The organism is Streptomyces sp. NBC_00390, assembly GCF_036057275.1.
Classification (GTDB): Bacteria; Actinomycetota; Actinomycetes; order Streptomycetales; family Streptomycetaceae; genus Streptomyces.
Window position 1 is genome coordinate 2,055,590 of sequence record NZ_CP107945.1, and the last position, 25,673, is coordinate 2,081,262.

At 72.0% G+C, this 25,673-nt stretch carries 28 protein-coding genes; 13 read left to right on the forward strand and 15 right to left on the reverse strand.

Annotation, left to right across the window (positions count from 1 at the left end; translation table 11 throughout):
• Positions 1-227: 227 nt before the first annotated feature.
• Both OHS70_RS08525 and OHS70_RS08530 read left to right on the forward strand, forming a co-directional pair.
• On the forward strand, positions 228-1,418 hold the full coding sequence (locus tag OHS70_RS08525) for a thiolase family protein (protein WP_328395318.1): 1,191 nt from the start codon (positions 228-230) through the stop codon (positions 1,416-1,418).
• A 67-nt stretch (positions 1,419-1,485) separates the two neighbouring features.
• A complete protein-coding gene (locus OHS70_RS08530) occupies positions 1,486-1,785 on the forward strand; it encodes a copper chaperone PCu(A)C (RefSeq protein ID WP_328395320.1) in 300 nt (99 codons plus the stop codon).
• 36 nt (positions 1,786-1,821) lie between these two features.
• Here OHS70_RS08530 and OHS70_RS08535 read toward each other — a convergent pair whose 3' ends face one another.
• Positions 1,822-2,037 carry a hypothetical protein gene (locus OHS70_RS08535; protein WP_328395322.1) on the reverse strand — a complete coding sequence of 72 codons (216 nt, stop codon included), beginning with the start codon at positions 2,035-2,037 and terminating at the stop codon, positions 1,822-1,824.
• Between the two features lie 227 nt (positions 2,038-2,264).
• On the opposite strand from OHS70_RS08535, the gene OHS70_RS08540 reads away from it, so the two are divergent.
• The 4 genes from OHS70_RS08540 to OHS70_RS08555 all read left to right on the forward strand — a co-directional run bounded on the left by OHS70_RS08540 (position 2,265) and on the right by OHS70_RS08555 (position 4,948).
• On the forward strand, positions 2,265-2,474 hold the full coding sequence (locus tag OHS70_RS08540; protein WP_328395324.1) for a heavy-metal-associated domain-containing protein: 210 nt from the start codon (positions 2,265-2,267) through the stop codon (positions 2,472-2,474).
• 214 nt (positions 2,475-2,688) lie between these two features.
• Positions 2,689-3,324 (forward strand): ABC transporter ATP-binding protein, encoded by a 636-nt coding sequence (locus tag OHS70_RS08545; RefSeq protein ID WP_328395326.1) that lies wholly within the window; start codon positions 2,689-2,691, stop codon positions 3,322-3,324.
• The gene (locus OHS70_RS08550) at positions 3,321-4,187 is read left to right on the forward strand and encodes a metal ABC transporter permease (protein WP_328395328.1); all 867 of its coding nucleotides are present in this window, start codon (positions 3,321-3,323) and stop codon (positions 4,185-4,187) included. Before OHS70_RS08545 ends, OHS70_RS08550 begins: the two co-directional genes overlap by 4 nt.
• Positions 4,145-4,948, forward strand: a complete 804-nt coding sequence (locus OHS70_RS08555; RefSeq protein WP_328395330.1) for a metal ABC transporter solute-binding protein, Zn/Mn family — start codon at positions 4,145-4,147, stop codon at positions 4,946-4,948. The genes OHS70_RS08550 and OHS70_RS08555 overlap by 43 nt, the downstream gene beginning before the upstream one ends.
• A gap of 199 nt (positions 4,949-5,147) precedes the next feature.
• On the opposite strand, the gene OHS70_RS08560 is transcribed toward OHS70_RS08555, so the two are convergent.
• The gene (locus OHS70_RS08560; RefSeq protein WP_328395332.1) at positions 5,148-6,548 is read right to left on the reverse strand and encodes an SMI1/KNR4 family protein; all 1,401 of its coding nucleotides are present in this window, start codon (positions 6,546-6,548) and stop codon (positions 5,148-5,150) included.
• 377 nt (positions 6,549-6,925) lie between these two features.
• Between OHS70_RS08560 and OHS70_RS08565 the strand changes: the two genes are divergently transcribed.
• The 3 genes from OHS70_RS08565 (at position 6,926) to OHS70_RS08575 (ending at position 8,255) form a co-directional block, all read left to right on the forward strand.
• Positions 6,926-7,276: an ArsR/SmtB family transcription factor gene (locus OHS70_RS08565; protein WP_328395334.1), complete on the forward strand. Its 351-nt coding sequence runs from the start codon at positions 6,926-6,928 to the stop codon at positions 7,274-7,276.
• Between the two features lie 128 nt (positions 7,277-7,404).
• Positions 7,405-7,557: a DUF6126 family protein gene (locus OHS70_RS08570; protein ID WP_443062579.1), complete on the forward strand. Its 153-nt coding sequence runs from the start codon at positions 7,405-7,407 to the stop codon at positions 7,555-7,557.
• A 212-nt stretch (positions 7,558-7,769) separates the two neighbouring features.
• Positions 7,770-8,255, forward strand: coding sequence for a hypothetical protein (locus OHS70_RS08575; protein WP_328395338.1), 486 nt, complete (start codon positions 7,770-7,772; stop codon positions 8,253-8,255).
• 46 nt (positions 8,256-8,301) lie between these two features.
• Here the strand turns inward: OHS70_RS08575 and OHS70_RS08580 are convergent, their stop codons facing one another.
• From OHS70_RS08580 to OHS70_RS08615, 8 genes are all read right to left on the reverse strand, one after another.
• Positions 8,302-8,523 carry an alkylphosphonate utilization protein gene (locus OHS70_RS08580; protein WP_328395340.1) on the reverse strand — a complete coding sequence of 74 codons (222 nt, stop codon included), beginning with the start codon at positions 8,521-8,523 and terminating at the stop codon, positions 8,302-8,304.
• 45 nt (positions 8,524-8,568) lie between these two features.
• Positions 8,569-8,982, reverse strand: a complete 414-nt coding sequence (locus OHS70_RS08585) for an STAS domain-containing protein (RefSeq protein ID WP_328395342.1) — start codon at positions 8,980-8,982, stop codon at positions 8,569-8,571.
• Entirely contained in the window at positions 8,979-9,413 is a 435-nt protein-coding gene (locus tag OHS70_RS08590) for an ATP-binding protein (RefSeq protein WP_328395344.1), read from the reverse strand. The genes OHS70_RS08585 and OHS70_RS08590 overlap by 4 nt, the downstream gene beginning before the upstream one ends.
• Positions 9,413-9,868, reverse strand: a complete 456-nt coding sequence (locus OHS70_RS08595) for a pyridoxamine 5'-phosphate oxidase family protein (protein WP_328395346.1) — start codon at positions 9,866-9,868, stop codon at positions 9,413-9,415. Before OHS70_RS08595 ends, OHS70_RS08590 begins: the two co-directional genes overlap by 1 nt.
• A complete protein-coding gene (locus tag OHS70_RS08600) occupies positions 9,865-11,526 on the reverse strand; it encodes a SulP family inorganic anion transporter (RefSeq protein WP_328405492.1) in 1,662 nt (553 codons plus the stop codon). Before OHS70_RS08600 ends, OHS70_RS08595 begins: the two co-directional genes overlap by 4 nt.
• Before the next feature lie 68 nt (positions 11,527-11,594).
• Entirely contained in the window at positions 11,595-11,936 is a 342-nt protein-coding gene (locus OHS70_RS08605) for an ArsR/SmtB family transcription factor (RefSeq protein ID WP_328395348.1), read from the reverse strand.
• A 283-nt stretch (positions 11,937-12,219) separates the two neighbouring features.
• Positions 12,220-13,899 carry a class I adenylate-forming enzyme family protein gene (locus tag OHS70_RS08610; protein WP_328395350.1) on the reverse strand — a complete coding sequence of 560 codons (1,680 nt, stop codon included), beginning with the start codon at positions 13,897-13,899 and terminating at the stop codon, positions 12,220-12,222.
• Complete coding sequence (locus tag OHS70_RS08615; protein ID WP_328395352.1) at positions 13,896-15,677, reverse strand: CoA transferase; 1,782 nt, start codon at positions 15,675-15,677, stop codon at positions 13,896-13,898. Before OHS70_RS08615 ends, OHS70_RS08610 begins: the two co-directional genes overlap by 4 nt.
• Before the next feature lie 149 nt (positions 15,678-15,826).
• On the opposite strand from OHS70_RS08615, the gene OHS70_RS08620 reads away from it, so the two are divergent.
• The gene (locus OHS70_RS08620; RefSeq protein ID WP_328395354.1) at positions 15,827-17,032 is read left to right on the forward strand and encodes an acyl-CoA dehydrogenase family protein; all 1,206 of its coding nucleotides are present in this window, start codon (positions 15,827-15,829) and stop codon (positions 17,030-17,032) included.
• On the opposite strand, the gene OHS70_RS08625 is transcribed toward OHS70_RS08620, so the two are convergent.
• Both OHS70_RS08625 and OHS70_RS08630 read right to left on the reverse strand, forming a co-directional pair.
• Positions 17,019-18,104: a sugar ABC transporter permease gene (locus OHS70_RS08625; RefSeq protein WP_328395356.1), complete on the reverse strand. Its 1,086-nt coding sequence runs from the start codon at positions 18,102-18,104 to the stop codon at positions 17,019-17,021. The two genes, OHS70_RS08620 and OHS70_RS08625, sit on opposite strands and share 14 nt — an antisense overlap.
• On the reverse strand, positions 18,101-19,228 hold the full coding sequence (locus OHS70_RS08630; RefSeq protein WP_328395358.1) for an MFS transporter: 1,128 nt from the start codon (positions 19,226-19,228) through the stop codon (positions 18,101-18,103). The genes OHS70_RS08625 and OHS70_RS08630 overlap by 4 nt, the downstream gene beginning before the upstream one ends.
• A 358-nt stretch (positions 19,229-19,586) precedes the next feature.
• Here OHS70_RS08630 and OHS70_RS08635 point away from each other — a divergent pair, with 358 nt between their 5' ends.
• The 3 genes from OHS70_RS08635 to OHS70_RS08645 all read left to right on the forward strand — a co-directional run bounded on the left by OHS70_RS08635 (position 19,587) and on the right by OHS70_RS08645 (position 21,386).
• Positions 19,587-20,285 (forward strand): hypothetical protein, encoded by a 699-nt coding sequence (locus OHS70_RS08635; protein WP_328395360.1) that lies wholly within the window; start codon positions 19,587-19,589, stop codon positions 20,283-20,285.
• Positions 20,286-20,423: 138 nt separating this feature from the next.
• The gene (locus tag OHS70_RS08640; protein ID WP_328395362.1) at positions 20,424-21,119 is read left to right on the forward strand and encodes a sigma-70 family RNA polymerase sigma factor; all 696 of its coding nucleotides are present in this window, start codon (positions 20,424-20,426) and stop codon (positions 21,117-21,119) included.
• 81 nt (positions 21,120-21,200) lie between these two features.
• Positions 21,201-21,386, forward strand: a complete 186-nt coding sequence (locus OHS70_RS08645) for a DUF1737 domain-containing protein (RefSeq protein ID WP_328395364.1) — start codon at positions 21,201-21,203, stop codon at positions 21,384-21,386.
• A 76-nt stretch (positions 21,387-21,462) separates the two neighbouring features.
• On the opposite strand, the gene OHS70_RS08650 is transcribed toward OHS70_RS08645, so the two are convergent.
• From OHS70_RS08650 to OHS70_RS08660, 3 genes are all read right to left on the reverse strand, one after another.
• Positions 21,463-21,627, reverse strand: a complete 165-nt coding sequence (locus OHS70_RS08650) for a hypothetical protein (protein ID WP_328395366.1) — start codon at positions 21,625-21,627, stop codon at positions 21,463-21,465.
• 172 nt (positions 21,628-21,799) lie between these two features.
• Positions 21,800-25,081, reverse strand: coding sequence for a BTAD domain-containing putative transcriptional regulator (locus OHS70_RS08655; RefSeq protein WP_328395368.1), 3,282 nt, complete (start codon positions 25,079-25,081; stop codon positions 21,800-21,802).
• Positions 25,082-25,085: 4 nt separating this feature from the next.
• A complete protein-coding gene (locus tag OHS70_RS08660; RefSeq protein ID WP_328395370.1) occupies positions 25,086-25,499 on the reverse strand; it encodes a hypothetical protein in 414 nt (137 codons plus the stop codon).
• Positions 25,500-25,673: the final 174 nt, after the last annotated feature.

Below are 25,673 nucleotides of genomic sequence, written 5' to 3' on the forward strand. Positions count from 1 at the left end.
AAGGAGAAGGACAGCCCAAGCACCCTGGCGTCGGGCCTCGGGGGCAGGCGAGCCGTTGACATGCATGCCGGGCGCACGCAAACTCGGGGCGATCCGTCCATGAACCCGGTTCGACCCCGGATCACGCGGCCCGCGCCGTGGGCGGCTTCGGCATCCTGGAACCATGCAGGTCTGCGCGCCCGGCGTCCCGCCCGACGACGTACGCGAGAACGAGGAGCTGAGCTGCCATGACCGACCGTCTGCGCGATGTGTACGTGGTGGACGCCGTGCGCACCCCCATCGGCAAGTTCGGCGGCGCGCTGTCCGGCGTGCGGCCCGACGATCTCGCCGCGGCAGTTGTGGGCGCCCTTGTCTCCCGTACGCCGGACCTCGACCCGGCCCGTATCGACGACGTCTTCTTCGGCAACGCCAACGGCGCGGGCGAGGACAACCGCGATGTGGCCCGCATGGCCGTGCTGCTCGCGGGCCTGCCCGTGACCGTCCCCGGCACCACGGTGAACCGGCTCTGCGGATCGGGCATGGAGGCCGTCATCCAGGCCGCCCGCGCCGTCGCCGTCGGCGACGCGTCGATCGCCGTCGCGGGCGGGGTCGAGTCGATGAGCCGGGCGCCCTGGGTGGTGCAGAAGCCCGAACGCGGCTTCCCCGCGGGCCACCAGCAGATGTACTCCACGACCCTCGGCTGGCGCATGGTCAATCCGCGCATGCCCGAGGAGTGGACCGTCGGTCTCGGCGAGGGTGCCGAACTGCTCGCCGACCGTCACGGCATCGGCCGTGAGGCCCAGGACGCCTTCGCCCTCGCCAGCCACCACAACGCCGCCCGCGCCTGGGCCCAGGGCCTGTACGACGGGGAGGTCGTCCCGGTCGACGGGGTGGACCTGGCCCGCGACGAGTGCATCCGCGACAGCACGTCGGTGGAGGCACTGGCCAAGCTGAAGCCCGTGTTCCGCAAAGACGGCACCGTCACGGCGGGCAACTCCTCCCCGCTCAACGACGGCGCGGCAGCGCTCCTGCTCGTGGACGAGGACGGCCTGCGCGCCACCGGCCGCGAACCGCTCGCCCGTATCGGCGCCTCGGCCGTCACCGGCATCGAGCCTCAGTACTTCGGGGCCGGCCCGGTCGAGGCCGCCCGCCGCGCCCTGAAGAAGGCGGGCCGCGAGTTCGGCGATCTGCGGACCGTCGAGCTGAACGAGGCCTTCGCCGCGCAGGCGCTGGCCTGCCTGAGCCAGTGGCCCGGTCTCGACCCGGCCGTCGTCAACCCGCGCGGCGGGGCCATCGCCATCGGCCACCCGCTCGGCGCGTCCGGCGCCCGCCTCACGGGCGCCGTCGCCCACCAGCTCGCCGCCGCCGGTTCCGGCACCGGCCTCGCCACACTGTGCATCGGCGTCGGGCAGGGCCTCGCGCTCGTCCTGGAGAGGTGACCGCCTGCTGCTGATCCCTGCCCAGGAGCAGATCAGCGCGGCAGCGGCCACCTCGCCCCGTTCACAGGTGGTCGGAGGAACGGCCCGCTCTGCCGACCAGTTGCTCTCGGTCACGTCCCCGCTCGCCGACAAGGCCGTGCTGACCCGGCATGTCAGCTCGGGCGGTGGCGATTCGGCGAATGTGGTGACCTCGGCCGGCATTCCTGCGGGCGGCACACTCGTGATGTCCTCGAACAGCCTGGAGGTGGCGGTGACGCTGAGGAGCGGGCTCCACCGCCGGCTGGGCGAGAGCGTGCCCTTCACTCTCCGTTTCCGGCACAGCGGCGCCGTCGACACGGCGGTCGTGGTGGTCCGGCCCGGCAGCTGAGCACGCTGCCGGGCCGGGCAGACCGTTCGGCCGTTCTCAGGCGAGGGCGATGGCGTCCAGCGTGCCGGCCTTTGCCTCCGCCACAAGGGAGCCGAACTGGTCGGCGCTCATGCGCACCTGCTGGCCGAAGTCATCGGTGATCACGATCCTGCGCTCGGCCGGCGCGCTCTCGTCGACGAACAGTTGAGGGCAGCCGCAACTGCAGTTTCCGCAGAAGGTCGCCACAGGTTCGAGGGAATTGACGTCGGTCATCACACTCACCTTTCCGTGCACGTCCGCCCGTGGAGCGGTCTGCCACGGTCCGGACGCCCTGGGAATGCCCGTTCGAGATCGCCCGCATGCGCCGGGAGCGCCGCTCCGTGAAGCACGCCATGGGCCCGTGTCCTTCCGATGCCTCCGATTCACCCGTCTGCACGGGCACCGGACGGGCTTCGCATACGACTACATGAAAGAGACGGCACTACCGAGGAGACGAGAGCATGACGGAACAGCGCTACCACGTCACGGGCATGACCTGCGGTCACTGCGCCGACCACATCAGGAAGGAGGTCGGTCAAGTCGCCGGTGTGAGCAGGATCGACGTCGATGTGGCCGCGAACGCGGTGACAGTCAGCGGTCCTTCGCTCGACGACGCCCGCATTCGCGAGGCCATCGTGGAGGCCGGGTACGACGTCGTCGCGGCGGCGTGACGGACGCCGGTGAGCGCTGGTGAACGCCGGCGAACACGGCGCGGCACAGCTCGGTCCGGCACGCCGTTCGCATGAGGTGACAGGCCGTACGGGCGCGTACGGAAAATCCCGCCGGCCACGCGGGAACTCCGCACGCCCGCCACCCGACTACTGCCGTGTGGGAGGGCAGTGATCCACTGCGCCCGCACCAGGTCAGACCGCAGAGAGGCGTGTGATGGGTGGGCTGGATGTGCGCATGCGGGGGGTCGCCTGCCGTCACGGCCGGGTCGACGCCGTGGCCGACGTGGATCTGGAGATCGCGGCCGGTGAGCGTGTGGCCCTCACCGGCACGAACGGCTCCGGAAAGACCACCCTGCTCCGTGCCGTCCTCGGTCTGCACCGGCAGGTGACGGGCTCCATCCTGGTCGGCGGCCGTGACACCCGCACGGCGGGCGACCGGGCGTGGCGACGGCGGGCCTGCGCCTGGATTCCGCAGAAACCGGCGGTGGGCAGGTTCCCGCTCCTGGGCGACGAGTTGCTGGCCAGCAGCGCCGCGTCGGCCGAGGCCGGCGAGGCGGCGGAACGACTGGGAGTGGGCAACCTGACCCGGCGGGCGCTGCACACCCTGTCCGGAGGGCAGTTGCAGCGGATGTATCTCGCAAGGGCGATCGGCTGCGTCGCCGCAGGAGCCGGAGTACTGCTCGCCGACGAGCCCACCGCCGCACTCGACTTCTCCGGCCAGGAGGAAGCGGCAGATGTCCTCACCTCGCTGCCCGTCACCCTCGTCGTGGTGACGCACGACCGGACGCTCGCCGAGCGCTGCGACCGGGTACTGGAGATGGCCGCCGGGCGGCTGCGGGAGGTCAGGTGACCCTGGCCGCCGCCGACGTGGGCGCGCTCCTGCAGCTGGTGCCCGTCCAGCGGGCGGGGTTCGCCCTGCTGCTCGCGGCGATCGGGCTGCCGGTGATCGGCGTCGTGATCGTCGGTCTCGACATCATGCCGGTGCGCTTCGCGATGATGCATGTCGCTCTGCTGGGGATCGCCGTCGGCCTGCTGACCGGCCTGGACCCCATGCTCTGCGCACTCGTGGCCTGCGCCCTGTCCGGAGCGGGCGTGGCCCCGCTGGCCCGCACCCCGGACGGGCTGTCCGGCGCGATGGGCCTGCTGATGAGCCTGGCCATAGCCGCCGCCCTGCTCGTCCTCGCGGTCTCGGGCGTCAACGCCTCGGGCGCGTTCGCCCTGTTGTGGGGCTCGATCCTGGCCGTGGGCACCGCGGACCTGATCGTCCTCGGGACGCTTGCCGTCGTCGTACCCGGCCTGTTCTGGTGGCGCCGCCGGGAGGTCGGGCTGCTGCTCTACGACCGTGAGCTGGCGCACTGCTCAGGCGTACCGGTCCGCGGTCTGACCGTTGTCCTCCTGGTCCTGGTCGCGGTGGCGGTGGCGGGAGCGATCAAACTGACCGGCGCGCTGCTGGTCGATGCCCTCACCCTGCTGCCCGCACTCGCGGCGCGCCGGCTGGGCACTTCACTGAAATCGATCGCCGTGTGGGCGGTCGGCATCGGCGTCGTCGTCAATCTGACGGGGTTCCTCATGGCGCTCTGGCTGGACTGGCCGCCGGGCCCGGTCCTCGTCCTGACGGCGGGGGCGGTCGTCCTCGCCGTCCATCTCATACCCGAACGGAGAAACAGCTCATGGCGCGCACCCGCGTCCGTATCACCTCCCTCCTCGCACTGAGCGGGGTGCTCCTGCTGACCGCAGGCTGCGGCGACGACAGCGGCACATCGGCCAAGACCGGCTCCGATGCGAAGAAGGAGAAGCCCGTGGTGGTCGTGACCACCACCTGGGAAGGCGCCTTCGCCAAGGCCGCCGGCGCCGAGGACGTCAAGGTCATCGTGCCCCAGTCCGTGCACCACGCCCCCGACTACGACCCGAAGCCCTCCGACCTGGCGGCCGTCGCCGAGGCCGACTTCGTGCTGTACGCGCCCTTCGAGCCGTACGCCGCGAAGATCAAGGAGGCGGCCGGCTCCAAGGCCGAACTGGTCGAGGTGAACCTCGACAACGACGCCGACAAGGTGAACGCGGAGGTCGCCAAGCTCGCCAAGCTGTTCGGCACCGAGGACGCCGCGGCGAAATGGAAGACCACTTTCGACGCCGAGTACGCGACGCTGTCCAAGGAGCTGAAGGCCTCATGGCCCGGCGGCAGGAGCCCGAACGTCGTCGCGCAGGTCTTCACCGCCTGGTCGGCGAAGCTCGCGGGCGCCACCACGGTCGGCACCTACGGCCCCGAGCCGGTCACCCCCGCCCAGCTCGCGGAGCTCTCCGAGAAGAAGCCCGCCCTGGTCCTGGACAACGCCCACATGTCGACCGGAACGGTCCTGCCCGACACCGGCGCGAAGCAGGTGAAGATCGTCAACTATCCGGGCGACGACCTCGACCTCCTGCCGGTCTACCGCAACGCGGCCGCCGAACTGAAGAAGGCCATGAACGCCTCCTGACCGTGCGACGCCACGGCGGGCGCCGCGGCGCCCCTGGGCCGCTCCCCGCCGGAGCCGGCCCAGGGGCGAACACAAGTCTGCGGTGGTCAGGTCGCGGCGGCTGGGGTGTAGCGCGCTGCTGCGAGTTTGGCCATCGTTCGAAGTCTCGTGAAACAGGAGGCGCGGTACCGTCAACTGCACCCGTCGTTTGCCCCGCCGGCTACGCCACGGGACCGAGGTTGCCTTCAACGACGGTCTGGATGATCCGGGGACGGTCCCAGAGGGCCAGGAGTTCGTTGGCGATGGCGACGATGGGCAGGGGGTCCTGGTTGCCGTGCACCTCGATGGCGGCGGCCGACAGGCTGCGCGGGACGGCTCCGGCATCGAGGAGGACGCGCCATTCCTCCGGGCCGAGCTCCAGGAACTCCAGTCCGGTGAGCCCGGCGATCTCCAGAGGATCGGCGAGCGTGCCGGGGTAGGCGGTAAGGGTGCGCAGGCGGGGCAGTCCGGTGACGGGGGCCAGGCTGAGCGGCGCACCGTCCCACACACCGATGGACAGGACTTCCAGGCCGGGGTGGGCGGCGGCCTGGACGCTCTTCAGGCTTGCGATGTTCACCCTGGCCACGACCGGTGGCTGATCCCTGCGACGGTGACGTTCTTCCCTTACCCGGTTCAGGACCAGGTCGGTGAGGGAGTCGGCCAGGAGTTCGGCGCCGATGTTCTGTTCGTGGTCGAGCATGATGATCTGCCCGGTGTGACCGCGCGGGCCCGGTGTCAGGTCGACCGCGATCCGGTCGCCACCGCCGTTGTCCCCGAAGACGATCCAGCCGGGGGAGCCGACCAGGCCCTGCACCGCGGCGTCGGGCGGGGTGACGACCGCCTCCATCGCCGCGAACTCCCAGCGACAGTGGCGGGACGACGCGTCGGCGACGTACAGGCCGTCCAACGCGAACAGCTCGCAGCCGACCGCCGCGGAGGCACTTTGCGCTGCCTCGTAGTCGTCGCCCCAGTCCTCCCACCGTGCCCGCGTCACCCGGTAAAGAACCTTGAGCTCGTCGGGCAGCGTGATGCCGAGGCGCGCTTCGGCGGCGGCGATCTCGTCCTCCGTCGCGCCGATGGCGCCGGGCAACCGCGCGCGGAGCGTCCGCTCCAGCAACTCCGGATCCGACGAAGGGGCCTGCACCGCGCCGGGGACCGGATCGGGGAGGCGGTGCCAGGGCTCAGGAAGGGAGCCCTGGACCAGGATGATCGCCCCAGGGTGCGGGTTGCCGATGCCGGGCTCCACGGCGGGACTGGGCCCGAGCAGGTGGAGCGTGGTCTTCCCGGTCGGTGAGATCTCGGCTGTGAACGAGATGTCGTCGACGCCGGCGTCCGTGAGCGCGCTCTGTACCCGCTTCACCGCGTCGAGCTCGTCCTGCATGTCCTCGGTCCGGGCGGCTCGACCGGGCGGCGGCAGCCGTCGCTGCAGGGCCAGACTCCAGCTGCCTCGGCCGATGCGCCCCGCCACGCGGGCTGACGGGGCGGCATGCCTCTCCGCGTCGCCGGCCCGCAGGAGGCGCAGCACGGGCGCCCAGGTCGCGAAGGCGTGTATGGACGGCAAGGGGGAGCTCTGATCAACCATGCGCAGACCGTACGCGGAGCCACTGACACCGAATGCTGCCGGGCCCCGCGCTGGTACGTGCATGCTCCACGCCCGCGCGAGCGCACCCGCGCGGGACCTCAAACGCGACGTTCTCCCGCTCTTGTCAGGGACGCCGCTGTCGGCCGATCGGGGTTTACAATGTGAAAAGTTCTTCAATTCCACAGGTGATGGAGCGTGGCGGTGGGCGGTTTCGCTGAGGCGGCTCGGGAGCGGGTTCATCAGGCTCGGGCTCGGCTGCAGGCTGCTTCCGAGGCGGATGACGTCTACGAGGTGTCGCTTGCGGCTGATGAGCTGGAGGACGCGTTGCGGGTAGCTCGCAAGCATGGGGTGGCACTGGAGGACGGGGTGCGTGAGGGATGACTGCGGCTCCGGTTCCGCTGTATCAGGCGAAGGCCGAGTTCTTCCGGATGCTGGGGCACCCGGTGCGCATCCGGGTTCTCGAGTTGTTGCAGGACGGGCCGATGCCGGTACGGGACCTGCTGACCGCGATCGACATCGAGCCCTCGAGCCTTTCACAGCAGTTGGCAGTGCTGCGCCGCTCGGGCATCGTCCGGGCAACCCGGGAGAGTTCGACGGTCGTCTACGAACTGGCGGGCGGGGATGTTGCCGAGCTGCTCGCAGCCGCCCGCCGCATCCTGTCCGTGCTGCTGACCGGCCAGCAGGAACTTCTGGCCGAGCTGCGTCTGGCGGAGAAGGAAGCCTCCTGATGAAGGCCGGCCGGCATGTGCCGCAGGGAGCAGGGGCACAGGCCGACGAGGCCATGCGCTGCTGCTCGTGATGCTCTGGCTTCGTGTTCTTCAGAAGCCGCTTGACTGGGATGACTGTGAGGGATGACGTGGCGCGCAGAGCAAAGCGCGAAGAGCAGGACCTGGAGAAGTGGAAGGAGCGCGGTGTGATGCTGCGCGTCTTCGTGTACGTCTTCGCCACCCACTTGTTCGCCGGTTTCGTCTGGCTCCTGTTCTACGTGGGCGAACACGCGCAGAAGTGACACATCGGTCGGCTACAGCCCCGAGGGCCGGGCAGCCGGCGCCCAGCTGCCCGGTCCGTCCGTGAGGCACGCCGCTGGTCACGGCAATGCAGCTCTTGTCGCCTGTCGGATGTGACGATCGGCGGCGGTAGTCCGACCTTGCGAATCCGCCTGACGTCCGTCTCGCGAGGGTGTGTGCTGATCAGCAGAAGCGTCCCGCGGCGGGAGTGGCGATGGGCGAAGGGGAGCAGGGGAGCGAAGGTGACGCTGTGGGCCCCGTGGGCGGTGAAGCGCGTGCGTCAGCGCAGTTGGCGGCCGTGCGCCGGCTGGTGGAGCGGTTCGGTGACGTGATCCCCGACCGGGTCGAGGACAGTGTGCCATGCGGGACGGCGGACCTGGTGACCGCCGTCGTCGCGTCCAGTGCCGGAGCGCCGGAACGGCTGAGCGATCAGGACGTGCTGGATGCATTGATGCTGCACGGCCGTCTGCTGCAGCGGTTTGACGACAGGGGCGACAGGGTGTTGGACGGGGCGGCAGTACGGGGGCTGCCCCTGAAGGAGAACCCCGCGCGCTTGCTGCACGAGCGTTTGACGCAGCGCTTGGACGAGCGGACCCGGCAACTCTTGCGACTGGCCGCTGAGCGGAACATCCCGCCCGAGCACAGTGCCTCGGCCCTGGGCCGGCGGATGCGCCCGGACCTGCGTCTGCTCGGCGACTGAACGGGCCGGGTGCTGCCGCCGCCCGGCGGGAGCACCGGTCGCGAGGTCAGGCTTTCTTGAGGAACCGGGTCTTGAGGACCAGGCCCTTGACCTTCTTCGTGTTGCACTCGACCTCTTCGGCGTTGCTGGTGAGCCGGATGTTCTTCACCAGCGTTCCACGCTTGAGGGTTTCCGATGTGCCCTTGACCTTGAGGTCCTTGGTCAGTGTGACGGAGTCGCCGTCCTGCAGCGGGGTTCCGTTGCTGTCCTTCACCACGGTGTCGCTCATCGCTGTGTCCTTGCCTGCCTGTCTGTCTGTGTGCGGGTGTTGCTTTCAGCTGCAGCCGTGAACGGCGGTGTTCTGCGGGCCGGGCCAGTCGTCGCTGCACCATTCCCTGACCTGTTCCCCTGCGTGCCGGTGGGCGGCGAGTGCGGTGGGCAGGTCGGTGTGGACGGGGATCGGCGGATGGGTGGTGTCGGGGACGAGGGAGCCGTCGGCGGGGATGGCGGCCAGTTCCAGGCTCCGTCCTTCGGCGGTGAGCTCACGGGATGCCTGGGCGACGGCGAGCTGTCCGCCGACGGACCAGCCCCGAAGTTCGGTGAGGTCGAGGATGACCGGCCCGGTGCCTCGCGCCAGGACCCAGTGGACGGCGCCGGAGAAGCGGTGCACGGCGTCGGCGCCGAGGAACCCGGCGAGGGAGAGGACGCCGAGGTTCTCGTGGGTGGTGTAGCGCCACTCGATGGTCATCGCTGCTCTTTCGTTCGTCCCAGGGGGAGGGTGGTCCACACGCTCTTGCCGCCGCCGTCGGCGTCCTGCCGCAGGACACAGGTGCCGCCGATGCCGGCCGTGACCTCGGCGATGGTGGCCAGTCCGCCGCTGCCGCCGGCTGCGGTGACGATGCCGGGGTGGTAGGGGTGGCGGTCGTGCACGGCGAAGGCCGGCGTGTCGTCGCCGGCGGCCAACGTGACGGTCAGACTCGGGGAGAGGGCGGCGGCGTGCCGGACGCTGTCGGTGACCAGCTCACTGAGGATCAGCAGCGCGGGCCCCATGGTGGGGTGGGCGGCGTGGATGCCCCATGAGGCGAACGTCATCTCGGCGGTCTGGCGGGCCGGGCGCACGGAGGCCGGCACGGTGGGCGCGGTCAGCACGTGACGGTGCGGCAGGTCGGAAGGCTGCATCACGCTTTGCCCTGCCTCTGCCGAGTGTGCCCGGGAGCCTGGGCGGCGGTGCTGTGGGTGAGGCGGAAGCCGGTCACTGTCTGGGGGTGGATGCGTATGAGGCTGTCGTGCGGGCCGTGGCCCCAGCCGGTCAGGGTGCGGCGGTAGTGGGCGGCCTCATCGGGGTCGGTGAGGTGCTCGGCCAGGCCGGTGGCCGTCACCATCCATCCGGTGCCGCTCGGTGTGCGGATCTCGTCCGTCTCGTATGTGAGAGCGATTCGGCCCTCCAGTGCGGTGGCCTGGACGGGCGCGCGGACGATGAGGCGGCCGTACTCGAAGACGTGGACGGCCGGCCGCACCAACGTGCTGCCGCGCTGGACGTGGATGAGGCGACCCTGTTGCGCGCCTTCCAGCAGCCACAGGGCTTCGGTGCCGGCGACCTCGATCATCTGGCGGTGGGAGGTGGGGGCGGTCATTTCGCAACCTCCTGGACCGCGGAACGACGTGGCTGGGACGGGACGGCGGGGATGACTCCGCTGCCCTGAAGGTGGACGCGGGCTGCGGCGATCGCCTCCGGGGTGGTGGCGTACTCGCGGCCCTGGCGGCGCAGCGGCTCCAGGAGGCCGACGGAGGTGAGGGCCTGGCGCTGGGCGGGCCGTATGCCGGACATCATCACCGCGATCCCGCGCCGGCCGAGCTTGTCGATCGCGTCCTTGAGGACGAGCGCGCCGGTGGCATCCACGGTGGTGATGCGGGACATGCGCAGGATCACCACGCGGACGTCCGCGACGTCGGACAGTTCGAGCAGGAAGCGGTGCGCAGCGGCGAAGAACAGCGGGCCGTCGATGCGGTAGGCGACGATGTGCTCGGCCAGCAGGGCGTGTTCCTCGTCGCTGTGTTCGCCGGGCAGGTCGGCGCGGAAGTCGACCTGGTCCATGCGGGCCTGCTGCGCCACCGCGCGCAGGGCCAGGGCGCCGGCCACCACCAGGCCGATGATTACCGCGTAGACGAGGTTGAGGGCGAGTGTGGCCACGGCGGTGAGCACGAGGACGAGCGCATCCGAGCGGGTGGCCCTGGCCATCGCGCGCAGGGCTCCGACCTCGACCATGCGGATCGCGGTGGCCAGCAGGACACCGGCGAGCGCGGCGAGCGGAATCCTCGACACGAGCGGGGCGGCGGCGAAGACGATGACGGCCAGGACGGCAGCATGGGTCAGGGACGCCAGGCGGGAGGAGGCACCGGTGCGGACGTTGACCGCGGTACGGGCGATCGCGGCCGTCGCCGGGACGCCACCGAACAGCGGCGCGGCCAGGTTCGCGATGCCCTGCCCGAACAGCTCCTTGTCCGGATCGTGCTGCTGACCGACCGTCATGCCGTCCGCGACCGTGGCCGACAACAGCGATTCCAGCGCCGCGAGCGCCGCGACCGCGATCGCCGGGGCGAGCAGCGAACCGAGCGCGGCCAGGTCCAGGAAGGCGAGGGAGGGGGCCGGCAGCCCGGTGGGCAGGTCTCCGATCGGAGCCGCGTCGTCGAAGGCGAACAGCTGGGCGGCGAGCGTGGCGGCGATCACCGCGACGATGGAGAACGGGATCGTTGGCCGCCATCGCGCACCGGCCAGCATGACCGCGGCGACCGCGGCCGCGAGCGCGACGGCGGTCCAGTTCGGCGCCTTGACGAACTCCTCGACTGCCCGCCAGGCCACCACCAGGACCCGCTCGCCCTCGGGCTTGGCGACCCCGAGCGCGTTCGGGACCTGCTGCAGGGCGATCACGCAGGCGATACCGAGCGTGAAGCCCTCCACCACCGGGGCCGGGACATAGCGCATGTACCGGCCTGCCCTCAGCAGCGCGAGGCCGATCAGGATGAGCCCGGCCAGCAGCCCGACGGTCAGGACCCCGCCCGGTCCGTACTGGGCGACGATGGGTACCAGCACCACGGTCATGGCGCCGGTGGGACCGGAGACCTGCAGGTTCGAGCCGCCGAACAGCGCAGCGAGCGCCCCGGCGACCACCGCGGTCACAAGCCCCGCCTCCGCTCCGAGCCCGGAGGACACCCCGAAACCGAGCGCGAGCGGCAGCGCCACGATCGCCACGGTCAGGCCCGCCAGCAGGTTGCGGCGCGGCTGATGGCCCATGGCTCTCAGGTCGGCGCGGGCGGGCAGCAGAGAACGCACCCGGCCCAAAGCCGGGGAAAGAATGATGCTCACCTGGCTGTGACCTCGGCATCCCGCAGCTCGGCCAGCAGCTCGTTCTGCCCAGCCAGCATCTCGGTCAGGATCCGTCGCGCGGCACGCATCAGATCCGCCACGTCCCCGCCTGCGAGCGCGTACACCACGGTCGAACCTTCCCGTGTGGAGGTCACGATCCCGGAGCGGCGCAGGACCGCCAGCTGCTGCGACAGCGCCGACGGCTCGATCTCGATCGCCGCCAGCAGATCCCGTACCGGCATCGGACCGCTCTGCAGCAGCTCCAGGACGCGTATGCGCACCGGATGCCCCAGCATCCGGAAGAACTCGGCCTTGGCCTGATACAGCGGAACCGGCACGGACTCACAGACCCCTCATCGCCCCACGGGCGGGGCATCGGCTGGTGCTGTGCCCGCGGCTACCTGCGAACACAGCAAACACAGCATGTATTGAATTGCAGAATTTTGCAATTCGTGGATCCGTGGGCCGGCTGTGCAGGTGTGACGCTCTGGAAAACCGTTCTGGCCGCTCTTCCGCAGCCCGTGCTGCACCGAGGTGCTCAGGCATCACGCAGTGTTCGCGCCCGCAGTCCGTCCAGGCACCGCCGGCGGCCCGGAGGATGGGCCTCCGGGCCGCCGGCCCTCAGTCGGCCTGGGCGAGCGGTGCAGCCGCACTGTCCCGTGGCGGCTCGCCCCCGGTGAGGCGCTCAGACAGAGCGGCCCGGTCGGGCTTGCCCGCCGGGGTCAGCGGGAGTTCGTCCACGACCAGCAGGTGTTCGGGGTGCTTGCGGCGCTCCAGTCCGCGCAGGGTGAGGTGTTCGCGGAGCGAGTCGAGGGTGGGGGCGCCGTCGGAGCGTGGCACCACGCAGGCCGCCAGCCGCTCCCCCATCAGCTCGTCGGGTACGCCGACGCATACGACGTCCCGGACCAGCGGGTGTGCGCCGATCTCCCGCTCCACCTCGGCGGGGCTGATATTGGCGCCGCCCCGGATGACGACGTCCTTGAGCCGGCCGACGACGTGCAGGAGGCCGTCCTCGTCGAGGAAGCCGAGGTCGCCCGTCCGTACCCAGCCGTCGGACGTGCGGTAGCGGCCGTCGAGTTCGGGGGCACCCACGTAGCACATGGGTGTCATCGGTCCGCGCGCGATGATCTCGCCGATGCTGCCGTCCGTCACCTCGGCCCGGGATTCCGGGCCGGTGATGCGGATCTCGGCCACCCGCGGGTCGGGGCGGCCGGCGACCACGCCGACGCCGTCGGTGGGCGGGGTGGTGCTGTCCAGTCCGGTGTGGCAGTTGACCCCGTCGGCGGAGCCGTAGAGGTTGACGACCGGGCAGCCGAACGCTTCCGCGGCGGCGGCCGCGGTGGTCTCGTCGAGCGGGGCTCCGCCCAGGACCAGCGCCGTCGGGGCGGGCAGCTTCTCCCCGGTGTCCTCGAGCCGGTCGAGCATCATCCGCACCATGGTGGGCACGCCCAGGATGTGCGTGGGCTCGTGCTGCCGTATCGCCTCGACGGCGGCGGCCGGCGTGAAGTGGTCGAGCAGGACGAGTGTCCCGCCGTGCCGGGCGAGGGTGACCGATGTGCCGTTGGAACCGAAGGCGGAGGCGAGCGGTACGAGGAACAGACAGCGCGGCGGGGTCTTGTCGGGGAGGAGGGAGGCGAGAAAGTTGCCGCGTCCGCCCGCGAGCGCGTTGTGGGAGTACGCGACCATCTTCGGCTCGGCCTCCGAACCCGACGACACCAGGATGCGGGCGGCGCTGTCGGGGTCGGGCCGGGCGGGCACGAAGCCGCTCGGGTCGGAGCGCAGCAGCTGCGAGAGCGGAACCGTTCCTTCAGGAGCGGTTCCCGGTCCCGCCGCGATGACGTGCCGCAGGGCGGGCAGCGTCGCGGACACGGTGTGCAGGTCGGCGGCGTGGTGGGAACCCCGGTATTCGACGGCGGCGATCGCGGCGACGGCTTCGGCGCGGCGCAGCAGGCACTCGGCCTCCAGGCTGCCCCGGCCGACGGGAAACGGCAGGGCGATCGCGCCGAGGGCGGCGAGCGCCAGATCGGCGATGACGGCGTTGCGGTTGTTGGGGAGCTGGACGCCGACCACGTCGCCCGGTCGTATGCCGAGCTCTCTGAGCCCGGAGGCGAGACTTCGCACCTTGCGGTCCAGAGCCGTGTAACAGAGTTTGCCCTTGGCGTCGAGAACGGCCGTACGGTGCAGGTCCGCGACCTGGCGGGCGCGGAACAGGCTGTAGAGGTCGAGGTCGGGACAGGTGCCGTCGATCACCCAGGATCGGCGGAGTTCGGCGGGCAGCAGGTCGTGCAGTTCGACGGTCACGCGAAGCTCCAGGGGTCGGGGACGACGGGGGCGCCGTGCGCATCGCGGCTGATCGAGCCGGTGAAACGCGGGTCGTGATGCAGGTCGGACAGGTCGGTGGTGACGCGGGTCGCGGTCAGACCGTGGGTGTGCAGCAGGTGCAGGGCGTCGTCCGTGGGCAGAGCGCGCAGGTCGTGCGCGGCCGCGGCCGCGGCGCAGTCGTCGCGCGGGGCGACCCAGCCGTCCGCCGTGGGCAGCGGACGGCGGAACCCGGCCGGGCGTCTCGGGTGGTCACCGCGGACCGCCCGGCGCAGGGCGGGTGCGGTCAGCACGTCGGCCGCGCCGAGCAGGGAGGAGTCCACCCGTACGCCGTGGCCGATGCGCTCCCGCAGGAGCAGCCCGGCCAGGACCGCCTCTGCGCCGAGCAGGCCGCCGAACACATCGAGCAGGGTCATCAGGGAGGGAGCCGGCTTCTCGTCCTCGGGGCGCACGGCCTCGCCGACACCGGTGCGGGCCTGGACCACGAAGTCGGTCCCCATGGGAGCGTCTGCGAGCCGTCCTGCCCAGCCGCTGGTGCAGGCGTACACCAGCGCGGGGTTGACGCAGGCGAAGTCGTCGGCGTCCAGGCCGAGTTCCGCGGCTTTGCCCGGAGCCCAGTTGTGCAGGAACACATCGGCCTCCGCGGCCATCTCCCGCAGGCGGCGGCGGTCCGCTTCGGCCTTGATGTCGACCTCGACGGCCTGCTTGCCCCGGTTGAGCGCGAGCCAGCGGGCGGAGATCCCCGAGCAGGCGGGCGGCATGCCGCGCAGAGGGTCGCCGCCCGGCGGTTCGATACGGATCACGTCGGCGCCGAGCAGGCCCAGAAGGTGCGCGGCCAGCGGGGCCTGGATACGGCGCCCTGCCTCCAGCACGGTCAGGCCCGCAAGGGGCCGTCCGAGGACGGGGCCGGGGACGGGCGTGCGGGGCATACGGCCGGGTCCCATGACGTCCAGGGCCCAGGGTGCCGCGCCGTCGTGTTCCGCGGCTCTTTCGGCGAGCGTGCGCAGGACGCAGACCTCGGCCCCCGAGACGGAGGCGGCCTGCCGGATCCGGTGCAGGGGGTGCGCCTGTGCCGTGGTGTGGAGCGCCTGCGGGAAGGGGGCGCAGGCCGTCGCGTAGCGGAACTGGAACGGCCGCCAGCCGGCGCGTACCGCATCCGCCGGTGCCTGAAGGGCACGCCAGAAGGCGGCCCACACTCCCGCGTCCAGGGTCTCCAGTTCGAAGAGAATCCCGTCGGCCGAGACGAAGGGCGGCCCGCCGGGCGCGAGTTCGGCCGCCTCGCCCTCGTCCGCTCCCGCAGCGGCCATGTACTGGGACACGGCCAGCAGTCCGGCCCGGTCGGCCCGGGTGGTGACCTGGGCCGGGGAGCAGCCGCGCGCCTGGCCCAGTAAGGCGGCGAGGAGCCCCTGCACCGTCAGGACGGCGGTGGCCGCGGCCGTGAAGTCGGCGGCCAGGCCACGCGGTTCACCGTCGCGTCGCCCGTGTACGGCCATGATGCCGGTGGCCGCCTGCACGGTGGCTTCGTCGTCGATGCCCGTCCCCCGGCTCGCCCACGTCGTACGGGCCTCGGCCGGCGCGAAGTCTCCGCCGCTCAGCACGGTGTGGCCGGCCGGCCTGGCGCCGGGGGCGGTGTCGGCCGCCTGTGCCCCGAGAAGACGCAGATGCCCGGAGAGCACACTCGTGATCTCCGGTGGTCCGGATGTGTCGAAGCGCAGTGTGTCGAGTGGCTGAACCGTCTGCGTGGTGACTGGTGACGCCATGCCTCTCCTCTCCTGGCGACACGGCGGTGGCCGTCGCCCCGGGGTCGTTCGGAACGTGGGAACTCCGGAGCGTTCGCACCCGACCAGTTCCACGTAGAAGTCAGTCGGACAGGCGTTCCCACGAGTTCCCGGCCAACCGAAGGAGAGCAGTGACAAGTCGAGTCGGCGAAGAGTCGTCCCAGCCCCGACCCGGATGCAGCCGACCGGAGTTGCGGGAGCAGGTCGAGGAGTTCGTCCGCGGCCGCGTGATCCCGCGCGAACCGGTACTGGACGCCGGCGGGGCCGACGCCATGTCCGCATTGGACGAACTGCGGAGCCAGGCCAGGGCGGCGGGGCTGTGGGCACTGCCTCTGCCGGCGGAACTGGGGGGCCACGGGCTCACCCTGAGCGAGTACGCCGGACTGGCCGAGGCCGAGGGGGCAAGCGACCACGGGCCGGCGGCTCTGGGCTCCGCTCCCCTGCTGGACGTGTCGATGCTGGCGCGGCACGCCGGAGCGGGGGTCCGTGAGCGGTATCTGAAGCGGCTGGTGGCCGGGGAGATACGGTCCTGCTACGCGATGACCGAGCCCCACGTTCCCGGCACCGACCCGTTCCTGACAAGAACACATGCCAGGCAGCTGGGGGACGGAAGCTGGAGCGTCACCGGGCGCAAGTGGTTCACCTCCGGAGCCGCGAACGCCGACCTCATCACCGTCCTGGCCCGCACCGACGGGAGCGCCGGCGACCGGGAGGGACTGTCCCTCCTCCTGGTGCCCACCGACTCCCCCGGCTTCCGCGTGGTGCGCGAGCTGCCCGTCCTGGGCGCGACCGGTCAGTGGGAGGTCGAACTCGACCAGGTCAGCGTGCCGGCCGGCCACCTTGTCGGCGAGCGCGGCCAGGCCCTCTCCATCGCCGGAGAACGGCTGCAGTGGGGCCGTGCCCTGCGCTGCCTGCGCTGGCTCGGCCAAGGGCGGCGGGCCTTCGACCTGATGTGCGAGCGAGCCGTCTCCCGGAGCGGCTCCCGAGGACCGCTCGCCTCCCACCAGCTCGTCCAGCAGCATGTCTTCGACGCACTGCTCGCCCTGCGCACCACCCGTCCGCTCGTCCACGAAGCCGTCGCGCTCATCGACGCGGGGCGGGACGCACACATCGAGGTGGGCCTGGCCAAGGTCGCGGCGGCCCGCATGCTGCAGCAGGTCGCGGACGCGGCGATCCAGGTCCACGGAGCCGCCGGCCTCGGGCCGGACACCGCGCTGCCCGCGCTGTTCCGCACCGGCCGGGCCGCCCGCATCCTCGACGGACCGGACGAGCTGCACATCACGTCCGTCGCGCGACGGGTACTGCGCGGCTACGCGAGGAGCGCTACACCTGAGTGATGTCGACCAGGCCGGTGAGCGCGGCCAGACCAAGGGCCAGGAAGAAGTCGCCCCAGATCAGCTCGTGGCGCACCGCGGTGGCCTTGGCGGTGTCGTAACAGCCGTCGAGCAGCATGCCGGCGGGACGGTGTGCGGCAGGCCCGTCCGCTGTGGGCGGCGAGAGATGCGCCTCGACCAGACGGTTCAGGACGGCAACGGCCCGGCAGGAGCACGCCCGTGCCGTGGAGCCCGGTGTGCGCGCGAGTTTCAGCAGGGCAACGGCCGTGATCGCGGCGGCCGAGGTGTCGAGGGGCCCCTCGGGACGGGAACGGTCGGCGAACGGCACGAGGGGGTCGGACGGCAACGTCGCCTCGGACAGCAGCCGTTCGGCCGCGCGGACGAGCCCGTGCGGCGGCGGTCCGGGCGTCCGGTGCAAGGCGTCGGCGACGGCCAGGAGCAACCACGCCCTCCCCCGGCTCCAGCCCGGCGGCGGGTCCTCGCAGGGGTGCCAGCCCGTCTCGGCGTCGAAGCGCCAGGCGGGCCGGGGCCCGTCGTCACCGAGGCACAGATCGAGGTGCCGTTGCAGATGGGCCCCGGCCGCTGCGGCTCCTTCGGGTCCTGCGGCAGCGAGCAGCGGGACCATGCCGGGCACGCCGTCCGCACGCGCCAGCAGCCGTGGACCACCCAGCGCCGATCCCCAGGGAATCAGACCGAGTCCGGGATCCATGGCCCCCAGACATGCCTGGGCCGCCCGTGAGCGAAGTGCGGTGGCCTCACCGTCCCCGAACGCCAGGGCGGTGCCGTACCAGAGGATCAGGCCCCGCGTGACCGTATCGGCATCCGCCCACGGCGCGAGGCGCGCCGTGCACTCCGACGCGGCCGCCCGGTCGGCCTCGGCACCGGTGTACCGCGCCCGCAGCCAGAGCAGCCCGGCCCAGAACCCCCCGGTCCACGAGCCGCGGCCGGTCGTGGTCCACCGGCCGCTGCCGGGGTCCGCGTACAGGGGGAAGCGCGTTCCGACGTCGGTCCTGGTCACGGCAGCCCGGTCGAGTACGGACGCCAGGGCACGGCCGGCCCAGTCCTTCGGAGTCACGCCGCTGCTCCGGTTCGTTCCCGCCGGTCGCGTACGGCCCAGGCCACCGCGACGGCGCAGGCGGCCGCGAACTCGGCCGCCACCAGCAGCCAGCCGGCTCCGTAACGGCCCCTCTCCGCGAGCAGCCCGAACAGCGGCGGCCCGACCGCGAATCCGGCGAAGAACCCTGCGGCGACCAGTGCCGAGTCCTGTCCCGCGCGGCCGGGTGCGGCGCGCTGCATGACCAGCACCATGGAAACCGCGTTGCCGGAGACGGCGAACACTCCGACGGCGACAGCCGCGACCCACGCCAGTGGGGCTGCGTACAGGGCGGCCGCAAGAAGACCGGCCGCCATCACCGATCCGGCCGCGAGCCATCCGGGCAGCCACTCCGCGCGCCCGGGTCCGGCCGCCTTCGACCAGCCCACCCGGCCGGCGATCCCCGCCACGCCGAGCACGGCCACCAGGGCAGCGGCCGCGGTGGGTCCCATGCCGAGCTTCTGTGCGCCGAACAGGGCGAGATAGGTGTTGACCGAGGCGATGCCGCTGCCCAGCAGCAGCGAGAAGACCGCCAGCCACGCCACGAGGCCGCGCGGTACGAGCGACGTGCGCGGGCCTGCCGAGGGCGGCGGAGGGTCGGACGGAAGGGCGCGCAGCGTCCAGAGCCCCGTGAACACTGCCGAGGCGGCGGCGGTCCACACGGCGCCGCGCCAGCCGAGCCCGCCCGCCAGCGCGGCGAGCGGCAGCCCGGCCGCGAAGGCGCCCAGCTGGACCCCCGACTGTTTCATTCCGGTCACCGCGCCGCGCCGGTCGGGCGGAACCGACGCCAGAATGGCCTTGTTGGTCGCGGGATTGGCGAGCGCCTGGGGCAGGCCGCCCAGCGCGACCGCGGCCAGCAGCAGTGGGGCACCGGGTGCGGCACCGATCAGCGCCAGTGCGAGGGCGGAGACCATCAGCAGAACGACGAGTGCGCGCCGCGGGCCGATCCGGTCCACCAGCCGCCCGCCGGTGGGAGAGAGCACCGCCGCGGTCCCGAAGCCGATCGTCGTCGTCAGGCCGAGCACGGTGGGAGAGATACCCAGTTCGTCGACCAGCCGCGGGCCGAGCGCGCCGAGCAGGAACAACTGCAGCATCGAGAAGGCCATGGCACAGGTGAGCAGAGCCGTCAGCCGTCGCTCTGCCTGCCTTTCCGGACCGGTTGCCGGTGCCGATGTGCCTACCGCCCCCACTGTGTCTCCCTTCCGCGCCGCGGCGCGGCACCCTGAGAACCATGTCAGGAGTCGGGTCCGCCAACTACCGGGTTCCGGAGGCCACTTGTGGCGTGCGCCACATCTCGGGGACGGACGACGACGCGGCCGGAAAATTCCGTACCGGTCCGTGCCGGCCACGAGGGCGGGGTGCGAGGATGAGAGCGCCATGACCCCGGGCCGATGTTGTCGAGCGTTACGGGCTGCGACGTTCGCGGCCACCTGCGTGCTGCTCGCAGCCCTCGGTCACATCCTCATGTCGGGAACGACTGTGCCGTGGTGGGCGATGGCCGCGGCGTTCGCCGGTACCGGCGCGACGGCCTGGGCCCTCGCCGGCCAAGAACGCGGAATCCTCGTCGTCACATCGGCCTCGGTCGCGGTCCAGGCCGTACTGCACTGCGGATTCTCGCTGGCCCAGGCGACGGTGCGCCCGTCGCTGCCTGAGAGCTCCTCCTTCGCTCAGCAGTGGGCCCAATACCTGCTGTGCGGAGCGAAGTCCGCCCTCCTTCCACCTTTCGAGGCCCTGCGCGTCGCGTCGGACGCGGGCCTCGGCAGACACCTGCACCACGCATCGCCGGGCAGCGCGGGCACGCTGATGCCGGGCGGGGGCGATCACACCCACCACTCCATGGCCGCGATGGCGGACGGCACGGCCACGCTCGCCGGACACGGTATGGCCGGCATGTCCCCGGTCGGGATGCTGGCCGCCCACCTGCTGGCCGCATTGCTGTGCGGCGTCTGGCTCGCGTACGGGGAGCAGGCCGCTTTCCGGGTGCTGCGCGCGTTCGCGGGATGGCTTCTCGCCCCTGTGCGGTTGCTTCTCCGCCTGCCCGCGCCCGCCCACCGTCCACGCATCCGCGACCGCCGCGCCCACCGGGCCCGCGTGTTGCGGCAGTTCCTGCTCGTTCACGCCATCACTTCGCGGGGTCCGCCTGCGGGGACCGCTGTCGTCTGACAGCTGGTTCCCCGAACGCGTGACGACTTCCGCCACGCGCCTCGGGCATCGGCCGCGCCACGCGCCAGGCCGTACGACTCACCGGCCCCCGCCCATCGGTGCGGCGCCGGATCCCGATTCCCCGAAGGACATCAGGCGATGACACCTGCCCTGCCCCCACACGACTCCACCGCTGCCCGCAAGACGTCGCGGCATACGCACGGTGCCGACGAAGCGGTGACCCGACTGGCACTCGCCGCGCGGGGCGGTGACCCGCAGGCCGTGGACCGCTTCGTCCGCGCCCTGCACCGCGACATCTGGCGTTACGTGGCCTATCTGAGCGCCGACCCGCAAGCCGCCGACGATCTCGCACAGGAGACGTTTCTCCGGGCCCTCGGCAGCCTGCACCGGTTCGAGGGCCGCTCCTCCGCGCGTACCTGGCTGCTGTCCATCGCACGGCGCACGGTGGTGGACAGCCTCCGCCACGCAGCCGCCCGGCCAAGGCTGTCGGAGAGGGACGACTGGCAGACAGCCGCCGAAGAGACCCAGCCACGCGGAGTCCCGGGCTTCGAGGACGGGATCGCCCTCGCCGAGCTCCTGGCGACGATCCCGGCGGAACGCCGGGAAGCGTTCGTCCTCACCCAGCTCCTCGGGCTGCCCTATGCCGATGCGGCCAGGGCCATGGGCTGTCCCGTCGGCACGGTCCGCTCACGCGTGGCCCGCGCCCGCCTCGCGCTGATCGCTCTCCTGACGGACAGTGAGGCGCCGGCCGGGGCGCTCGCGCGATCGCCGCTGGACGACCGAGGCCGACGTACTGCTGCACGCACGGCAGTTCTCGAGGCCGCCATGTCCTGACGGCCTCGGGAGCGAGAGAGTGCGGGACGGCCGTGCGGCCCGGCGGCTCGGTCGGCGGACGGGTCTGGGATTCTTTTCCTCATGAGCACACCACCGGACGGCTTGCCTGTCTACCGAGTCCTGACCGGGCCTGATGACGCCGCGTTCTGCCGTCGTGTGAGCGAAGCGATCGACCTCGGCTACGAATTGCACGAAGGCCCCGCCGTCACTTTCAACGGTGAGCACGTCATCGTCGCCCAGGCGCTGGTCTGGCCGGCACTGCCGTAGCGGCCTCGGGAGTGGCGGTGGCCGTGATCGGCCTGTGCCGTGAGAAGGGCCGCACGGGTCGGGTGAGTTGTGAGGCTCACCTGGGCCCGTGTGACCTGCTTTCATCCTGCCGAGTCGCGGGGTCGGCGGCTGCCGCCCCGGCGGCGATGGCCTCGGCCTCCCTGCGCTCGCCCTCGGCCTGCGAGCGCTTGCCGTACAGGGCGGTCCACACGCCCAGCAGGCCGAGCACCCCGTAGATCATGACGGGGCTGACCGCCAGGGCCTTCGCCCTGCCGGCCGGTTCGACGCTTCCACCACGCGCCGGGGACGCGGCGCGTGCACGTGGAGCCGCCCATGTCGTCGACCACGACCGACACCCCTTGCACTCGCGGGGGCAACGGCTCCGCCGGGCGGGAACGCGTGACCCTCAAGGCTCACGGGGCGTCCGGGCGCGGCTGCGGTTCGATGACGGCGTCGGTGTGGTCCAGCCGCTCGCCGTCCGCGAACGCCTCTTCGTACGCCTCGGCTCCGAGACAGCTCCGCAGCCGCGCGGAGATCCGCTCCACGTCACCACGCTCGGCGAGGGGCTGCGGAGCGCCCGAGCGGGCCCGGGTGGCAACGGCCGTGCCCAGCAGGCGGGCCGCCGTGGCGGGGTCGCCGGTGAGGGAGCAGGCCCCCGCGAGGCCCTCCAGCGCGAGGGCTACCGAACGCGGGTCGCCGGAGGCGCGGGCCGCGGCGAGGCCGTCCAGGTGCAAGGTCCGGGCCAGTCGGCCGTCGCCGCGCTGCTCGGCGATGAAGCCGAGCTCGGCCAGGACCAGGGCAAGGCCGGGAGCGTCGTTGCGGCTGCGGTTCCAGGCCAGCCAGGGGCGCAGCAGGTTCTCCGCGTCCTCGAACCGCCCCTCGCGCCGCTTGCCGAGGGCGAGGCCGACCGCCGCGAACTGCTCGGCAGGCTGGTTCCCCTGCTCGACGGCGAACCGCAGGGCGCGGGTGTGGAAGTCCTCCGCCTCCCGGTACCGGTCCGTCAGGAGGGCGATCCTGCCAAGTCCGGACATCTTGCGGGAGACCTCCGACCAGAGCTCCAGGCTCTCGGCGATACGAAGGCCCTCGCGATGGAGCTGGGCGGCCCGGCCGTAGTCGCCGTTGATCTCGGCGAGGACGCTGAGGGTCTCGTTCGCCTTCAGCTTCCCCCAGTCCTCGCCGAGTTCCACGAAGTGGTCGTGCGCCTCGAGCGCGTTGCCATGCATCGCCTCCAGGTCGCCCCGGCCCAGTGCCAGCGCCGCGCGGCTGCTGAGTGCGGCGGCGGTGCCCCAGGCGTCGCCCAGGACACGGAAGTCGCGCAGCGCCCGCTGCACGCTCGTCTCGCCCGCGGACAGCGCGCCCACACTCCACTGGGCGAACCCGAGGAACCACTCGGCGCGGGCCCTGCCCACCGTCCGCTCCCCCTGGTGCTCCTCGGGGCATTCGCCGTACCGGCCCGCGCGGGGAACGTCGTGCCCGGCGTGGTGGGTGTCCCGCCCCTGCTCGCCCAGCAGGAGCGCGAAGCCGGCGTGCCACGCCCGGGCCTCGGCCAGTTCGGCGGGCGGGACCTGGCCCGGGGTGCTCAGCGCGTCGGCCAGCGCCTTGCGCCCCTCGCCGAGCCGCCCGCGCAGGAAGCGGTACCAGCTGAGCGCGTTGGCGAGCCGCACGGCGGGGTACGCCGCTCCGGTGCGGCGGGCCTCCTCCTGGACGCGCTGGAAGTTGGCGGACTCCGCGTCGAGCCGGCGCAGCCACCGGCACTGGTCGCGCCCGTACAGATGGGGACGGGCCCGCTCGACCAGTTCGGTGAAGTGGCGCAGCCGGCGGGCGGCGATCTCGCCTGCCTCGCCGGATTCTCGCAGCTTCTGCCGGCCGTACACGGCGACGGATTCGAGCAGGCGGTAGCGGGCACCGGCCGGGCTGTCGACCCGCAGCGCCAGCGAGCGGTCCACGAGCCCGGCGAGTATGTCGAGCACGTCGTCCCCCGCCACGTCGTCGCCCGCGCACACGTCCTCGGCGGCCTCCACGCCGCACCCCTCGGCGAACACGGTGAGCCGGCGCAGCACGGTCTGTTCCCGGACGTCCAGGAGGCTCCAGCTCCAGTCGATGGTGGCCTGGAGGGTGCGGTGACGCCGGGGCGCATCGCGGTAGCCGCCGGTCAGTACCCGGAAGCGGTCGTCGAGCCGGTCGCACAACTCCCGTACTCCCAGGGCCCGGACCCGGGTGGCCGCGAGCTCCAGTGCGAGCGGGAGGCCGTCCAGGCGGCGGCACATCTCGGCGATCAGCGGTGCGGTGGTGGCGTCGAGGACGAACTTCGGGTCGGTCGCCGCGGCCCGGTCGACGAAGAGCTGCACGGCGCTGGACCCGCGCAGTGTTTCGAGGTCGTCCCGGCCCGGCTGCGGCAGGGCCAGCGGCGGGACCGGCCAGACGGCTTCGCGGCCGACCCGTAAAGTTTCCTGACTGGTCGTCAGTATGTGCAGGCCGGGTGCACTGTCGAGCAGGGGGCCCACGAGCCGCACCACGGCGTCGAGTACGTGCTCGCAGTTGTCCAGGACCAGGAGGACGCGCTGGGGGGCGAGTACACCGGCCAGCCGCCGGACCGGGTCGTCCGCCCGGTCGTCGTACACGCTCTCCCGGACCCCGATCACGGCGAGCACCAGGTCGGCGAGCACCTCCGGCCCCACCGGGCCCCCGGCGTCGTAGACACCGGCCAGCTCCACCAGCCAGGTCCCGCCCTGGAATTCGCTCTCCAGGCCGTCGGCCGTCGCCATCGCCATGCGGGTCTTGCCGACGCCGCCGGGGCCGGTGAGCGTGACCAGGCGCCGCTGGGCCAGCAGCGTACGCACCCGGCTCACGGCTTCGCCGCGCCCGACGAGGGTGCCGGCCGGGGCCGACAGGTTGGTGCGGGCTCGGGCGACGGTGGCGGTGCGGGCGGGGGGCTCCAGCCGGGCGAGGCCGGTGTCGTGGCGGAGGATGGCCCGCTGGAGCTCGACAAGGGCCGGGCCCGGTGTCAGGCCCAGTTCCTCGTCGAGGCGCCGGCGCAGTTCCGCGTAGCTGTCGAGGGCGTCGGAAGGGCGGCCCGCCTGGTACAGGGCCCGCATCTGCGCGATGCGCAGCCCCTCGCGGAGCGGGAACCGGTCGACGAGGGCGGCGAGTTCACCGAGGAGTACGCCGTGCTCGCCGAGGGCGAGCCGGGCGTCGGCGTGCTCCTCCACCACGCACAGCCGCTCCTCCTCGAGGCTCGCGGCGGCGGCGCGGGCGAACGGCTGGTCGGCGAAGTCCGCGAAGGCGGGCCCGCGCCACAGCGACAGCGACTCCGCGAACAGGGACGCGCGCCTGCGGGGTATGTCGCAGGACCGCGCCTCGGCGACCAGGGCCCGGAACCGGCCCGCGTCGAGGGCGTCGGCGGGCACGTCGAGCAGGTAGCCGGGTGCGCGGTGGACGACGAGTGAGCGGGCACCGGGTTCTGCGTTCTCCAGGGCCCGGCGCAGCTGGGAGACCTTGGCCTGGAGCGACGAGGTCGGCCGGGCGGTGAAGGTGGAGCCGCCCCACAGGTCTTCGATGAGCCGCCCCGTGGAGACCACGTGCGCGTGGTGCACGAGCAGGTCCGCGAGGAGCGTGCGGACCTTCAGCTCGGGAACCCGCACCTGCCGTCCCTCGGCCGTCCACACCTCCAGCGGTCCCAGCACCCCGAATTGCATGGCCTCACAGTAACCCGGGCCAACCGCCGAGCAGTGGCTGATTCGCGCAGGTCACAGCCCTTCCGATCAGCGGTGACAGAGGGTTCCGAAGCGAGCCCGAAGCAAACCCGAAGCGGCTTCGGACACAGTGGGAGCCCTGGCCGACGGCGCATGGAAGACCCCGGATGCCCTCCAGGGCGGCGGGCACCGGGGCGTGGGAATCGATCGAGGAGAACAGGGTGATGTAGCGGTCGGTCGGCCGGGCGATGAGCAGCCCCGCGTACCCCACCACACCCAGGGCGATGTACGACAGCGTCTCGCGGCCGCTCCAGTCGAGATCCCCGGCCCTGCGGGCCCAGTTCTGATCGGCTCCCTTCTCGAGAACTGCGGTGCTTTCTTCGGCTGCGGCGCGTACGAGGTCGGGCCAGGAAAGAGTCATGGAATGGACGTTGTCACAACGGAGACGACCCGCTCCAAAGTCATTTTCCGGTAATTGAACGGTAATTGGAGGCGCCCGGGATCCGACATTTCCCATGACCGCGCAGTGGACACTCTCTTACTCTTTTCCGCCTCGCTTTCAGTACTGTTCCAGGTGCCTTGAGAGTGCTGGCCG